Below are 13694 nucleotides of genomic sequence, written 5' to 3'. Positions count from 1 at the left end.
TGTGCAGACTTTATGGGAGGGGCCTTGGCCGCAACGACCTGCTTACAGACAACACATTTTCAGCGCCTGAAACCGGGCTGTCGCGGCCAAGACCCCTACCACGGATTGTGACCCCAGCCACCCGTTTTTTTGAAATCAGCCTCTTGACTGATCGGCATCAGTTTATGAATGACTGCCCTTCACGGGCGCCAGACGCCATGGCAAACGACGGCGCAATTGCTTGAGGCACCGACGCAGTTCGCTCAGCGACGCCCCGCTTGCGCCATATCGCTGAGCCTGAAACTCTGCAACGAATGCTTCGATGGCATCGGCATGAAGAGGGAAAAACAGCACGGCACGACGACAGAATGCCTCGGCGCCCTCGCCCGGCAGACGGTGTAACCCATGGCGCCCCAGCAAACGCTCGAACGCCTTGAACAGACGAAGCTGCGAATCGCTTTCCCGTTGCCAGGGTTTGAACAGCCACAAGGCTATCAGTGCCAGAACCCCCAGCACACCCCCTACGAAAACCGGCACCTGAAAACCCGAGAACCAGCGGCCCAGCACCTGCAATTGCTGCTGTCCCTGATAACCCAGCACCCAGCGTTGCCAGCCGTAATTGAGGTTGTCCCAGCTCAGGCGCAATGAGTTGATCCAGGCCACGTCCCGATAACGCAACGCCGACATGGGCGAGTCCTGCAGAAATGCTTCATCGGCGGCCAATGCCTGCTCCAGTCCCTGTTCGATACGCTCGGGCGCCACGGCAGCGGTCGGGTCGACACTGCGCCAGCCGACATCCGGCTGCCAGTACTCGACCCAGGCGTGGGCATCGAACTGGCGCACGGTCAGGTATTGTCCATCCGGGTTCAATTCACCGCCCTGATAACCCGCCACTACGCGCGCCGGAATCCCCGCCGCCCGCAACACAAAGGTCATGGCTCCAGCGTAATGACCGCAGAACCCCCGCCTGCTGACGAACAGGAAATCATCGATACTGTCCAGGCCCAGAGGCGTTGGCTTGAGGGTATAATGAAAAGACTCTTCGCGAAAATACCGCTGCATGGCCTCGACCAATGCATCGGGCTTGGGGTAGCGGCGCAACAGATCCCTGGCCCACTGCCTGGCCTGATCATTGCCCTTGGCGGGCAGTTGCAGGTCCTGACGCTGAATGTTCTCGCTCAATTGCGCATCACGAACCGACAGTGGCCATGAGGTCACCGCGAACATCAAGGCCTGATCGACCGGACGTCTGCGCTGCAAACGAAAATCGCTCATCTGGCGCACCTCGGCCAGATTCGTTTCGCCGACATCAAGGCTTGGCAGCCACGGACGCCCGCTAGGCTCCATGACGATGCTGTAGGTCAACGCATCGCCGCGCTTTTGCCACTGAGGAATCTGGATCGTCTGGGCTCGCAACGATTGCGACCAGCGACGGCCATCGAACTGTTCAAGGGTCAGGCTGCGCCAGTACAACTGATTGCGCGCCGGCACCGGCCCTTTGAAACTGGCACGAAACACCAGGGCTGGCGACTTGCTCAGCTCGGTCAGATCACCCGGCGACATGCTGTCCGACAAGCCGGTAACCCCTTTGTTGCTTGGCTGCGGCAGCGCCCACAACGGGTCAAGACGCGGGAAGAACAAAAACAGCAGCAACATCAGAGGCAAGGCCTGGGCTATCAACTTGAAGCTCAGCTTCAGGCTGTTGACGGGCTTGCTGGCCAGATCCGACTGCTGCAAGCCGATCAGCGCCGCCAGCAATGCTGTAATCGGCAACAGGCTGAACAGTGCCCAAAGCAGGTTGTCCTCAAACAGATAACCCACCACCACACAAAAGAACCCCAGAAAGATCAGGACCAGTGCATCGCGACGGGTCTGGACTTCAAGCATCTTCAGCACGAATGCAGCAATCAGCAGCGCCGCCCCCGCATCGAGCCCCACCAGGCTGCCACGCGCCAGATACACGCCTGCGGCCGTACCGACCAACAGGCCCGATTTGACCCAGTTACCCGGCATGCGGGCTCGCATACGCATGACCTGGACGCGCCATGCCATGCACCCCAGCCACAACAGGATGATGGATACCGGCAGATGAGTGATGAACGGCAGAATGACCAGGGCCTGGGCCAGTAACAACCAGATCAGGCCGGGACGCGGGACAGGTTGCCCGAGGCTGATGCTGTTCATGAGCGGTTGCCGAACAGCGCCAGCTCGCGCAGGCAGGCCTCGCGATGGGCGTCGCTGCTGTCCACCGCCGACAGGAAACCCGGCAAACGCAGTGCAAACGGCTGTTGGCGTTGCGACAGCTCCAGCACCCAGTAACACAGGCGCGACAGACGCTCCTCGATGTCGCCCCCCAGCGCCATGAAATCCAGACACAGCTCATGGCCGCTCAGGTCGGTGAAATCCTTGACCAGCAGACCCTGACCTCGGGAATACGCCTTCCAGTGCAGGCGTCGGCGGTTATCTCCAGGCTGATAGCTGCGCAACCCCTGATAATCATCAACCCCCGCGCCCTGAGTCGCCTGACCATCGTCCTGGGCATGAGGCTGCACGCCCTGAAGCAGCGGCATTGCGCCGGGTATCGGGCGAGGGTAAATCAGGACGCTCTGCTCAAGATCAAGCCAGCTCCATGCCCGGAAAATCCCCAGCGGGAAGACGCTATCGACGCGCAATCGAGGAGCACGCAGCCAGCCTCGGGTTTCGGCGGGCAAGGTCAACTCGACTTCCGTCAGGCCTTCGGCAGACACGTCGCTCTGCTGTAAGCCTTGCGCATCCCATCCCAGGCCAATCGCATGATGGGCATAACCGGCGCTTTCCAGACGCAGGCGTAATTGCACCGGTTCACCGACAAATACCGAACGTGCCAGACCGGCACTGAGCACCAGCCCGCCAAGATTGCGATAGGTATGCAGGATCGCCAGTATTCCCACCGACAGCAGCAGAAAGGTCAGGCCGTACGCCAGGCTGTTCTGGTAATTGATCGAAACCAGCAGCATCAGGAACACCACGAACGCGAAAGTGGCACCGGTACGGGTCGGCAGGATGAAAATGCGCCGATGATCCAGTTTGATGCGCGCCGCCGGAGGAATCCGCCGCCCCAGCCAGCGCTGCCAGAGCGGTTTGAGCTGTTGGATCAAAGCACCGGCACCTCGCGCAGCAGCCACTGCACCAGCGCCCCGCCGCCATGACCGGTCGGGTCGCTACGCTCGCGAAGACGATGACCGACCACGGATGGCAGCACCGCCTGCACATCCTCGGGGATCACATAATCTCGCCCCAGCAACAAGGCCCAGGCCCGCGCCGCTGCCAGAATCGCCAGGCTTGCACGCGGGGAAAGCCCGTAGGCGAACTGCGGCTGACTGCGAGTGGCGTCCACCAGACGCAAGACATAATCCACCAGCGCATCGCTGACCCTCACCTGCCGCGCCTGGGCCTGTAACAGGCCCAGTTCGGCATGGTTGAGTATCGGCTGCAGACGCGGCATCAGCTCACGCCTGGACTGCCCCAGCAACAGGGCTTTTTCTGCTGCGCGGGCCGGATAGCCCATGGAAATGCGCATCAGGAAACGATCCAGTTGCGACTCGGGCAAGGCAAAGGTGCCACCCGAACTGAACGGGTTCTGGGTAGCGATCACAAAGAATGGATCGGGCAACAGTCGCGTCGCGCCCTCGATGGAAACCTGACCTTCCTCCATCGCTTCAAGCAAGGCGCTCTGGCTTTTGGGTGTTGCCCGGTTGATTTCATCAGCCAGCACCAGCTCGGCGAAGACAGGCCCCGGATGAAAGGTGAACTGCCCGGTATCGCGATCGAACACTGAGGTGCCGAGAATATCTCCGGGCAACAGGTCCGAGGTGAACTGGATACGCTGATAGCTCAAGCCCAGTATCCGGGCCAGAGCATGACTGAGGGTGGTCTTGCCCATACCCGGCAAGTCTTCGATCAGCAAATGACCGCCACCCAGCAGACACGTCATTGCCAGACGTACCTGCCCCTCCTTGCCCAGAACCACTTCATTTATGGCACTGAGACATGCATCGAGTTTTCTGCCCATCTGAAAGCCTCTCCAGGCGACTGCTTACAAGCCATTGGGACTGCAAACGATGCCATACGCACAAACACTTTACGGTTAGCGTAGGCCTTTTCGCCAGAGGAGAGAGGAGAATTGCTGCGGGAGATGTGAGATGGTTGTTCGCGAATGAATTCGCTCCTGCCGACGGCGCCGGAGCGGATTCATTCGCTAAAGCAGAGTCAGCGACCGGCTCGGGACTCACGAATATAGAAACGTGCTTTCTCGGCCTTTTGGGTACAACCTTCAAACGCCTCGAATTGTTGCTGGGTCTTGGCACCGGTCAATAGCGACAAAGCCTTGGAGTAACTGACCGTCCCGGCAAAACCCTCGGCCTTGGCCAGATCCAGCTCCTGCCAGGCACTGTCGAGCTGACTGGCGCAGCTATCCCGATACCCGGTCTTGCCGGCGCAACCTGCAAGGACCACGATGAACAATGGCAAACAGATCCAGGCTTTCATGGGGGTGTTACCTCAGAAGTAAAAAAAGAGTGTGCGACTTTGACGATACTTGCCACTAAAAGTGCCGTAAGCAACTGTTTTCATTGCATGGCATTCTGCATTACCCGGTCGTGGATCGATACAAATCAGGAGCGATCTGATGAAAAAACGAATAGCACTGGTGCTGGGCTCCGGTGGCGCTCGTGGTTATGCCCATATTGGCGTGATCGAAGAGCTGGAACGGCGCGACTATGAAATTGCCTGCATTGCAGGCTGCTCGATGGGGGCCGTGGTGGGAGGTATCTATGCCGCTGGCAAGCTGGAGCAGTATCGTCAATGGATCGAGAGCCTGGATTACCTTGATGTGCTGCGTCTGGTGGACGTGAGCTTCCGGCTGGGGGCGATTCGCGGCGAGAAGGTTTTCGGTCAGATCCGCGACATCGTCGGAGAAATCAATATCGAGGACCTGCGTATTCCCTACACGGCGGTGGCGACCGACCTGACCAATCAGCAGGAAATATGGTTTCAGGAAGGCTGCCTGCATCAGGCCATGCGGGCTTCGGCGGCAATCCCGAGCCTGTTCACCCCGGTCATGCAGGGTGGCCGGATGCTGGTGGATGGCGGTCTGCTCAATCCTTTGCCCATCGTGCCCGTGGTGTCCAGCCACTGCGACCTGATCGTGGCAATCAACCTCAATGCAACCAACCAGCAGCAATATCAGCTACCCACGATTGAACGTCCACCAGCCGTGAAAAAGCGTTTTGACTCACTGATCAGCTCACTGGGCTCACGCCTGCCGTTTCGTCGCAAGATCGAGACGGCCGATGGCGAGTCGAACAGCCTGAAGCCTGCATCGGCACTTATCGGCAACCCCTGGCTGGGCGAGGAGTCCGCCGACCCGCTGAGTCAACAACCGGCAGCCGCGCCCCAGGCATCGGGTGCCCCGAAATCCGCCAGCGGCTCGGTCATCATCGACAATGTGGGGCCGGCCTCACTGCTGGACCTGATCAACCAGAGTTTCGAGGTGATGCAGACGTCCCTGGCGCAATACAAGATCGCCGGTTATCCGCCGGATATTCTGATCAACGTTCCAAAACGGGTCTGCCGGTTCTTCGAGTTTTACAAGGCACCGGAGCTGATCGCGCTAGGCCGTGAGATTGCCAGGGATACGCTGGATCGATATGAAAACGAGCACGGGTGAAAGATCACCCGCCGCCATGTGTTTGCGGATGATGTAGGAGCGAATTTATTCGCGAGACGGCATTTCAGGCGAACCATTTTCTTTGGATGTATCGGCCTCTCGCGAATGAATTCGCTCCTACTGGGTCAGGTGCCCATCAGGCGATATCCGACACCCGCTTCGGTCACGATAAAGCGCGGGGCGGTAGGGTCATCGGCCAGTTTCTGGCGCAGGTGCCCTACCACGATCCGTAAATAGTGGCTGTCCTCGGTATGGGTCGGCCCCCAGATATCCTTGAGCAATTGCTGCTGGGTGATGACCCGTCCCGGATAGCGCGCCAGTTGCGCCAGCACCGCGTACTCCTTACGGGTCAGCGATACCTCGACGCCCTCAAGCAGCACACGCCGATAGGCCAGGTCCACGGTCAACGGGCCGACAATGATTGCCGCTTCAGGCTTGTCGCCCACCGGCACCTGACGCAGTAAAGCACGAACCCTGGCCAAAAACTCCTGGATACCAAACGGTTTGGTCACATAATCGTTGGCCCCGGCATCCAGCGCCTGGACCTTCTGCACTTCGCTGGCACGTACGGAAAGCACCAGCACCGGCACACTCGACCACTCGCGAAACTCGCTCAGCACCTGTTGACCGTCCATATCCGGCAAACCGAGGTCGAGCACCAGCAAGTCAGGCTTGCTCAGCGCAGCCTGGCTCAGGCCGTCGGTGCCGGTTGCCGCTTCAAGTACTTTGTACCCCTGCGACACGAGGCTGATGCGCAGGAACTTGCGGATCTGCGGCTCGTCGTCGATCACCAGAATGGTCGCGGTCTGACTCATGATGTCCCTGGGTGTGCAATGGCCGAGTGGGCCATAAGCCTAACGTAAAGCGTCCTCAAGACAACGACTCCGTTTCTGCTTCAGGCTGGGCTTGCAGTGGCAGGTGCAAGGTGATGCTGGTGCCCTGCCCGTCAATGCCCGCGCCGACGCTGACACGTCCGCCATGGGCACCGACCATGCCCTGACAGATCGCCAGCCCCAGTCCCGTGCCCTGCCCGCCACGATCACCACGGGCAGCGGTGTAGAACATGTCGAAAATCTTCGCCCGCTCGCTCTCGGGAATCCCCGGCCCCTCATCGCTGACCGCAAATACCAATTCGTCGCTCTCCACCGTGACCGTGACCTGCAAGCGGCCATTGAGTGGCGAAAACCGCGCTGCGTTCTCCAGCACATTGACCAGCGCCTGCTCGATCAGCGCGGCATGCACATACAGCAGCGGCAGTTCGGCAGACACCTGCGCTTCGACCTGCAAAGGCGCCATGACCGCGCGCAAGCGACTGAGGGCACTGCCGACGATATCGCCGGGCGAAACCCAGTCACGCGCCAGCTTCAATGCGCCGTGTCCCAGCCGGGTCATGTCCAGCAGGTTCTGAATATAGCGATCCAGACGCTCGGCCTCGTCCCGCGTGCCTTCCAGCAACTCGCGGCGATCCTCCAGGGAAATGGCTTCGCCCAGCGCCAGCAGGCTGTCGATACTGCCGCGCATTGAGGTCAGGGGCGTGCGCAAGTCATGGGACACCGAAGCCAGCAAGGCGCTGCGCAGTTGTTCAGTTTCACCATGCAGACGCGCCGCTTCCAGATCCTCGGCCAGTCGCGCACGGGCCAGCGCCTGAGCCAGCGGCTGGCTGAGAGCGATCAACAGACGGCGACGCTGGGCGGTGAATTCCTGGCCGTCGCGAGGGCACACGCCCAGCAAGGCCAGCGGCCCGTTTTCACCGGACAATGGCCACCACCACCAGCGACCGGACGGCAAGGTGCCGGTGCCATAGCCCGCCGCCTGATCATGCTGCCAGGCCCAGTCTGCCGCTGCACGCTCCGGTTCGGACAACGGAGCAATATCGTCGCTGAGTTTCCAGCCGCCCTGCCCGTCACGATCCAGCAGGCAGACTTGCAGTTCTTGCCAGCCATTCAAATGATGCTCGGCGGCACTGAGCACAGCTTGCCGATCCGTCGCGGCGGTCATCTTGCGGGACAGATCCAGCAACTCGCTGGTCTGCTCCTGAGTGTCGCGCAGGGCTTCCAGTTGCCGGCGCTGACGAGCAGCCAGGTTGCCGGTCAGGGCAGACATCAGCAGGAAGAACAGCAAGGTCAGCACGTCCTCTTCGCGCTGGATGGTCAGGGAAAAACTTGGCGGCATGAACAGAAAGTCATAGGCCAGGAACGACAACACCGAGCAGGCCAATGACGGCCCCACACTGGTACGGATCGCTACCAGCAGGACGGCGGCCAGAAACACCAGCGAGATATTCGGCAAATCCAGTACGTTCGACACCGCCCAGGCCAGGGCACTGGCCAATAATGTCGCCATCAGGGCCAGGAAGTAGTCGAACCACGGCGCAGAGCGGGACGAGCGAACCCGTGGCTGATCCGGCAGCGGCTCGCTGTCCAGCACACTGATTTCAAGGCCATGGGCTTCGCGTAACAGACGCTCGGCAACGCCACCGCCGAACAACCGACGACGCAAGCGCGGTTGCGACTGACCGACCAGAACCACGCTGGCCCGGCGCTCGGCCGCATGCTGAATCAGGGTTCTGGCCACCTCGCCGGCGCGCAATTGCACCACTTCACCCCCAAGCCGCTCGGCCAGTTGCTGGGCTCGCTGCAAACGGGCGCGGGACTGTTCGTCAAAAGGCCGGCCATTATCGACATGCACCAGCGTCCAGGGCAGATGCCGACGCTGTGCAACGCGGCTGGCATGGCGGACCAGACGCTCGGCATGGATGTCGCCATCCACACAGACCAGCAACCGACCGCGCACGGCTGGCGCGTCCTGCCCCAACTGGCGGTAGCCTTGGGCGAGGTCGTTATCGACCTGTGCCGCAGCCGTCTGCATCGCCAGTTCGCGCAAGGCCGTAAGGTTGGTCTGGGTAAAGAATGCATCGATGGCCGCCCGCGCCTGTTCCGGCACATAGACCTTGCCGTCGCGCAGGCGCTCCAGCAGTTCACGGGGCGGCAGGTCGATCAGCACCAGCTCATAGGCCTCCTGCAACACCCAGTCGGGCAGGGTTTCGCGCACCTGCACACCGGTAATGCCGCGCACCTGATCGTTGAGGCTTTCCAGATGCTGGACATTGACGGTGGTGTAGACATTGATACCCGCCGCCAGCAGTTCCTGAATGTCCTGCCAGCGTTTGGCGTGGCGACTGCCCGGCGCGTTGCTGTGGGCCAGCTCGTCCACCAGCGCCAGTTCCGGGCGCTGTTTGAGCAGGCCGTCGAGATCCATTTCCTCCAGTGTCACGCCCCGATATTGCGAGCGCAGCAAAGGCTGTTGCGGCAAACCGCCCAGTAACGCTTCGGTTTCTGCGCGACCATGGGTTTCGACCACACCGGCAAGCACCCTCACGCCCTGACGCAACTGGCCATGGGCGGCCTGCAGCATGGCGTAGGTCTTGCCGACGCCGGGCGCAGCGCCCAGAAACACTTTCAAACGCCCACGCCCGGCTCTGGGCATATCGGCTAACAAGGCATCGGCACGGCCGGAATCACTCATGGTTGTTACTACTCACTCAAAGTTGTGCCTGATGTTGTGCAGACGTTAACTGATTCAGGCCACGATTCAAGTTCAGCACATTGACCACCGGAGGGCCAATCAGGGAACGCTCGGTATTGGCCTCGATCAGGGCCTCTACCTGCGCCAACGGCAGTTTGCGCGCCGCCGCGACTCGTGCGGCCTGATAGGCCACGGCAGACGGCGGCAGATGCGGATCAAGACCGCTGCCGGAAGTGGTCAGCAAAGCCAGAGGCACCGCGCCCTGCCCCGCGACCGCCAGTTTCGCGGCATCGTCAGAGACACGGGTCACCAGAGCCGGATTGCTCGGTGACAGATTGCTCGCGCTGCTGGAAACCGTGGCGAAGGCACCGGCCGAAGGACGCGGCTGGAACCATTCATCACCGCTGAAGGCCTGGGCAATCAGTTGCGAACCCTGCACCTTGCCGCTGGCGTCGTACACCAGGCTGCCATTGGCCTGCTCGGGGAAGGCCACCTGAGCAACACCTGTCACCGCCAATGGATAAGCCACACCGGTCAGCACAGTCATCAATACAATCAGGCTCAAGGCCGGGCGTAATACAGTGGACATCATCAGTTCCTCATAGTGAGTTGCAACGCTTTTTGTAGGAGCGAACTTGTTCGCGAAAGCGGTATTCCATACAGCATCGGTCTTTCGCGAATGAATTCGCTCCTACGGACTGGGTCAGTTACACCAGCCCCAATCCAACCAGCAGCATGTCGATCAACTTGATGCCCACGAATGGCACGATGATCCCGCCCACGCCATAGATCAGCAGATTGCGGCGCAGCAGATGAGCCGCGCTGGCGGCCTGGACCCGAACGCCGCGCAGGGCCAGCGGGATCAGCAACACGATGATCAAGGCGTTGAAGACGATGGCCGAAACAATCGCGCTTTGCGGGCTGGCCAGTTGCATGATGTTCAGCACGCCCAGTTGCGGATAGATCGCAGCGAACAGGGCCGGCAGGATCGCGAAGTATTTGGCGATGTCGTTGGCGATGGAAAAGGTCGTCAGCGCACCGCGCGTCACCAGCAGTTCCTTGCCGATCTGCACCACATCCAGCAACTTGGTCGGATCGCTGTCCAGATCGACCATGTTCGCTGCTTCCCGTGCCGCCTGGGTGCCATCGTTCATCGCCATGCCGACGTCCGCCTGAGCCAGTGCCGGTGCATCGTTGGCGCCGTCCCCGCACATCGCTACCAGACGCCCTTCGTTCTGCTCGGCGCGAATACGCTCCAGCTTCTTCTCCGGCGTCGCTTCGGCCAACACATCGTCCACACCGGCTTCGGCGGCAATCGCCGCAGCGGTCAGCGGGTTGTCACCCGTGACCATCACGGTGCGAATCCCCAGCTTGCGCAGTTCGGCGAAGCGCTCACGAATGCCCGGCTTGACCACATCCTTGAGGTGAATGGCGCCCAGCAGTTTCTTGTCGACACACACCAGCAATGGCGTACCACCGGTCTTGGCGATCTTGTCGATTTCCCGGGCCAGAGCCGCAGGCAGGTCGCGACGTTGCAAGTCCACGAAGGCCAGCAGTGAATCCACGGCACCCTTGCGGTACTGGTGGCCCTGATAATCCACGCCGGACAAACGGGTTTCGGCGCTGAAAGGCACAGCCGTCAGTTCCGAAGGTTTTGGCTCGGTAATCGGATGCAGGTTACGCAAGTATTCGACGATGGACTTGCCTTCGGCAGTGTCATCGGCCAGCGACGCCAGCAAGGTGCCGTCGCTCATTTCCCTGGCCGTCACGCCTGTGGCGGCGTACAGCGCACTGCAACGACGGTTGCCGAAAGTGATGGTGCCGGTCTTGTCCAGCAACAGCACATGCACATCACCGGCCGCTTCCACTGCACGCCCGGACTTTGCGATGACATTGAGGCGTACCAGCCGGTCCATGCCGGCGATACCGATGGCCGACAGCAGGCCGCCGATAGTGGTCGGGATCAATGTCACCAGCAGTGCCACCAGAAACACCAGCGGCAGGCTGCCACCGGCAAAGTGGGCGAACGGCTGCAAGGTCACGACCACCAGCAGGAAGATCAAGGTCAGGCCGATCAGCAGGATATCCAGCGCCACTTCATTGGGCGTCTTCTGGCGTTTGGCACCTTCGACCAAGGCAATCATGCGGTCCAGGGTCGATTCGCCGGGGTTGGTGCTGATCTTTATCAGCAGCCAGTCGGACACCAGCCGGGTATTGCCGGTCACGGCCGAACGGTCGCCGCCGGACTCACGGATGACCGGAGCCGATTCACCGGTAATCGCCGCTTCGTTGACCGCTGCAATCCCTTCGATGACTTCACCGTCGCCGGGAATCATTTCCCCGGCCTCGACGCGCACCACATCGCCTTTACGCAAGGCGCTGGCATTGACCATGCTGAACGCGCCGGACTCATCGCGACGCCGCGCCTTGAGCCCTTCGCTGCCCGCCTTTAGGCTGTCGGCCCGCGCCTTGCCACGCCCTTCGGCCAAGGCTTCGGCAAAGTTGGCGAACAGCACGGTGAACCACAGCCACAAGGCTATCTGCACCGCAACGCCGGTCGGTACGGCCGGGTCGGGAATCAGGCACAGGATGGTTGTCAGGATTGCGGTCAGCTCCACTACCAGCATCACCGGCGAACGAGCCAGTTGGCGGGGATCGAGCTTGACGAAGGCTTGCACCAGCGCACCGCGCCACAACGACGAGAAGCTGGTTTTTGCCGACTCGGCCACTGCTGGCGCTTCAGACGGCTTTGTCACTGGAATCTGCATATTCATCATCGGCTCCTCAGAAGCCCAGGCTCAAATGTTCGGCAATCGGCCCAAGTGCCAGGGTTGGCAGGAAGGTCAGGCCACCGACCAGCACAATGGTCACTGTCAGCAAGGTCACGAAAAGCGGGCCGTGGGTCGGGAAGCTGTTCAGGCCCTGTGGCGCGGCCTTTTTCATCGCGAGGCTGCCCGCCAGTGCCAGGACCGGCACGATGTAACCGAAACGTCCCAGGAACATCGCCACGCTGAGCATCAGGTTGTGGAACACGGTATTGGCACTGAAACCGCCGAACGCCGAGCCGTTGTTGGCCGTGGCCGAGGTGTAGGCATACAGCAACTGGCTGAAACCATGCGGGCCAGGGTTGCTCACTGAAGCCAGCGGCCCTGGCAGGCTGGCAGCCACGGCACCGAGCACCAGCACGCCGACAGGCATGACCAACAGGGTCGCGACCAGCAGGCGGATTTCTGTCGCTTGCAGCTTCTTGCCCAGGTATTCCGGGGTGCGGCCAATCATCAGGCCGGCCAGGAAGACGGCGATCAGCACGTTAAGCAGCATGCCGTTGAGGCCGACACCGACGCCGCCGAAGATCACCTCACCGACCATCATGTTGACCAGCGCGACCATGCCGGTCAGCGGGTTGAGGCTGTCATGCATGGCATTGACCGAGCCGTTCGACGCGGCAGTGGTCGCCGTCGCCCAGAGCACAGTAGCAGTGGTGCCGAAACGGCTTTCCTTGCCTTCGAGCGGCGCGGTCTGCTCGACACCGGCAATGTTCAGCGCCGGGTTGGGCTGATACTCGGCCCACAGCGAAACAGCGCCGCCGATCAGCAGCATGATCAGCATGCAGGCCATGATGGCGCGGCTCTGGCGCATGTCCTTGACGTAATGCCCGAAAGTGAACACCAGCGCAGCCGGAATCAGCAGGATCGACACCAGTTGCAGCAGGTTGCTCAAGGCGGTCGGGTTCTCGAACGGGTGCGCCGAGTTCACGCCAAAGAAGCCGCCACCGTTGGTGCCCAGTTGCTTGATCGCGATCTGGCTTGCAGCAGGCCCCATGGGCAGGCTTTGATCGGCGCCCTGCAAGGTGACGGCATCGATATAGTGGGCAAAGCTTTGCGGTACGCCCTGCCAGACCAGCAACAGGGCCAGCACGATACACAGCGGCAACAGGCCGTACAGAGTGACGCGGGTCATGTCGGTCCAGAAGTTGCCGAGGTTTTCTGTGGAGCGACGGCTGATGCCGCGACAGAACGCCAGCAACACGGCAATCCCCGTGGCGGCGCTGACAAAGTTCTGCACGGTCAGGCCGACCATCTGGCTCAGGTAACTGAGCGACGCTTCGCCGCTATAGCTTTGCCAGTTGGTGTTGGTGACGAAACTCATTGCAGTGTTGAACGCCAGCGACCATTCCATCCCCGGCAATTGCTGCGGGTTGAGTGGCAAGGCGCCCTGCCCCAGCAACATGGCGAACAGCAGCACGAAACCGGCCAGGTTGAAGGCCAGCAAAGCCCATAGGTAGGCCTTCCAGTTCTGCTCGACCTTGGGGTCGATGCCCGACAGGCGATAACAGATATTTTCCACCGGCCTCAGCAGCGGGCTGAGCCAGGTGCGCTCGCCTTCCACCACCCGATAGTAGAAACGCCCCAGCAAGGGCGCAGGCAATACGACCAGCACCAGAAAAGCCAGAATCAGCAGATAGTCATAACTGTGCATGGCA

The 13694-nt window shown here is 61.1% G+C and carries 10 protein-coding genes; 1 reads left to right on the top strand and 9 read right to left on the bottom strand.

Annotated elements, in window-relative coordinates; translation table 11 throughout:
• Nucleotides 1–162: 162 nt before the first annotated feature.
• From ACODS3_RS22755 to ACODS3_RS22740, 4 genes are all read right to left on the bottom strand, one after another.
• Nucleotides 163–2163, bottom strand: a complete 2001-nt coding sequence (locus tag ACODS3_RS22755; protein ID WP_489036380.1) for a transglutaminase TgpA family protein — start codon at nt 2161–2163, stop codon at nt 163–165.
• Nucleotides 2160–3143 carry a DUF58 domain-containing protein gene (locus ACODS3_RS22750; protein WP_201020610.1) on the bottom strand — a complete coding sequence of 328 codons (984 nt, stop codon included), beginning with the start codon at nt 3141–3143 and terminating at the stop codon, nt 2160–2162. The genes ACODS3_RS22755 and ACODS3_RS22750 overlap by 4 nt, the downstream gene beginning before the upstream one ends.
• Nucleotides 3113–4030, bottom strand: a complete 918-nt coding sequence (locus ACODS3_RS22745) for an AAA family ATPase (RefSeq protein WP_201002484.1) — start codon at nt 4028–4030, stop codon at nt 3113–3115. Before ACODS3_RS22745 ends, ACODS3_RS22750 begins: the two co-directional genes overlap by 31 nt.
• A 197-nt stretch (nt 4031–4227) precedes the next feature.
• Nucleotides 4228–4506: a hypothetical protein gene (locus ACODS3_RS22740; protein WP_025260601.1), complete on the bottom strand. Its 279-nt coding sequence runs from the start codon at nt 4504–4506 to the stop codon at nt 4228–4230.
• A gap of 139 nt (nt 4507–4645) precedes the next feature.
• On the opposite strand from ACODS3_RS22740, the gene ACODS3_RS22735 reads away from it, so the two are divergent.
• On the top strand, nt 4646–5686 hold the full coding sequence (locus ACODS3_RS22735) for a patatin-like phospholipase family protein (protein ID WP_201020611.1): 1041 nt from the start codon (nt 4646–4648) through the stop codon (nt 5684–5686).
• A gap of 125 nt (nt 5687–5811) precedes the next feature.
• On the opposite strand, the gene ACODS3_RS22730 is transcribed toward ACODS3_RS22735, so the two are convergent.
• The 5 genes from ACODS3_RS22730 to kdpA form a co-directional block, all read right to left on the bottom strand.
• Nucleotides 5812–6501, bottom strand: a complete 690-nt coding sequence (locus tag ACODS3_RS22730; protein ID WP_489036376.1) for a response regulator — start codon at nt 6499–6501, stop codon at nt 5812–5814.
• A gap of 55 nt (nt 6502–6556) precedes the next feature.
• Complete coding sequence (locus tag ACODS3_RS22725) at nt 6557–9211, bottom strand: sensor histidine kinase (RefSeq protein WP_201020613.1); 2655 nt, start codon at nt 9209–9211, stop codon at nt 6557–6559.
• A gap of 16 nt (nt 9212–9227) precedes the next feature.
• Nucleotides 9228–9800, bottom strand: a complete 573-nt coding sequence (gene kdpC / locus ACODS3_RS22720) for a potassium-transporting ATPase subunit KdpC (protein ID WP_201020614.1) — start codon at nt 9798–9800, stop codon at nt 9228–9230.
• A 118-nt stretch (nt 9801–9918) separates the two neighbouring features.
• On the bottom strand, nt 9919–11985 hold the full coding sequence (gene kdpB, locus ACODS3_RS22715; protein WP_201002493.1) for a potassium-transporting ATPase subunit KdpB: 2067 nt from the start codon (nt 11983–11985) through the stop codon (nt 9919–9921).
• Between the two features lie 10 nt (nt 11986–11995).
• A complete protein-coding gene (kdpA, locus tag ACODS3_RS22710; RefSeq protein ID WP_489036373.1) occupies nt 11996–13690 on the bottom strand; it encodes a potassium-transporting ATPase subunit KdpA in 1695 nt (564 codons plus the stop codon).
• Between the last annotated feature and the right edge of the window lie 4 nt (nt 13691–13694).

It is taken from the genome of Pseudomonas sp. FG43, assembly GCF_057809175.1.
Note: the sequence above shows the minus strand (reverse complement) of the source record. Positions and strands in the feature narration are given on the sequence as shown.

Excerpts from the sequence above, each read along its gene's own strand:
- ACODS3_RS22755 (WP_489036380.1), bottom strand. The coding sequence starts at position 2,163 with ATGAACAGCATCAGCCTCGGGCAACCTGTCCCGCGTCCCGGCCTGATC.
- ACODS3_RS22745 (WP_201002484.1), bottom strand. The coding sequence starts at position 4,030 with ATGGGCAGAAAACTCGATGCATGTCTCAGTGCCATAAATGAAGTGGTT.
- ACODS3_RS22740 (WP_025260601.1), bottom strand. The coding sequence starts at position 4,506 with ATGAAAGCCTGGATCTGTTTGCCATTGTTCATCGTGGTCCTTGCAGGT.
- ACODS3_RS22735 (WP_201020611.1), top strand. The coding sequence starts at position 4,646 with ATGAAAAAACGAATAGCACTGGTGCTGGGCTCCGGTGGCGCTCGTGGT.
- ACODS3_RS22730 (WP_489036376.1), bottom strand. The coding sequence starts at position 6,501 with ATGAGTCAGACCGCGACCATTCTGGTGATCGACGACGAGCCGCAGATC.
- ACODS3_RS22725 (WP_201020613.1), bottom strand. The coding sequence starts at position 9,211 with ATGAGTGATTCCGGCCGTGCCGATGCCTTGTTAGCCGATATGCCCAGA.
- kdpC (WP_201020614.1), bottom strand. The coding sequence starts at position 9,800 with ATGTCCACTGTATTACGCCCGGCCTTGAGCCTGATTGTATTGATGACT.
- kdpB (WP_201002493.1), bottom strand. The coding sequence starts at position 11,985 with ATGAATATGCAGATTCCAGTGACAAAGCCGTCTGAAGCGCCAGCAGTG.
- kdpA (WP_489036373.1), bottom strand. The coding sequence starts at position 13,690 with ATGCACAGTTATGACTATCTGCTGATTCTGGCTTTTCTGGTGCTGGTC.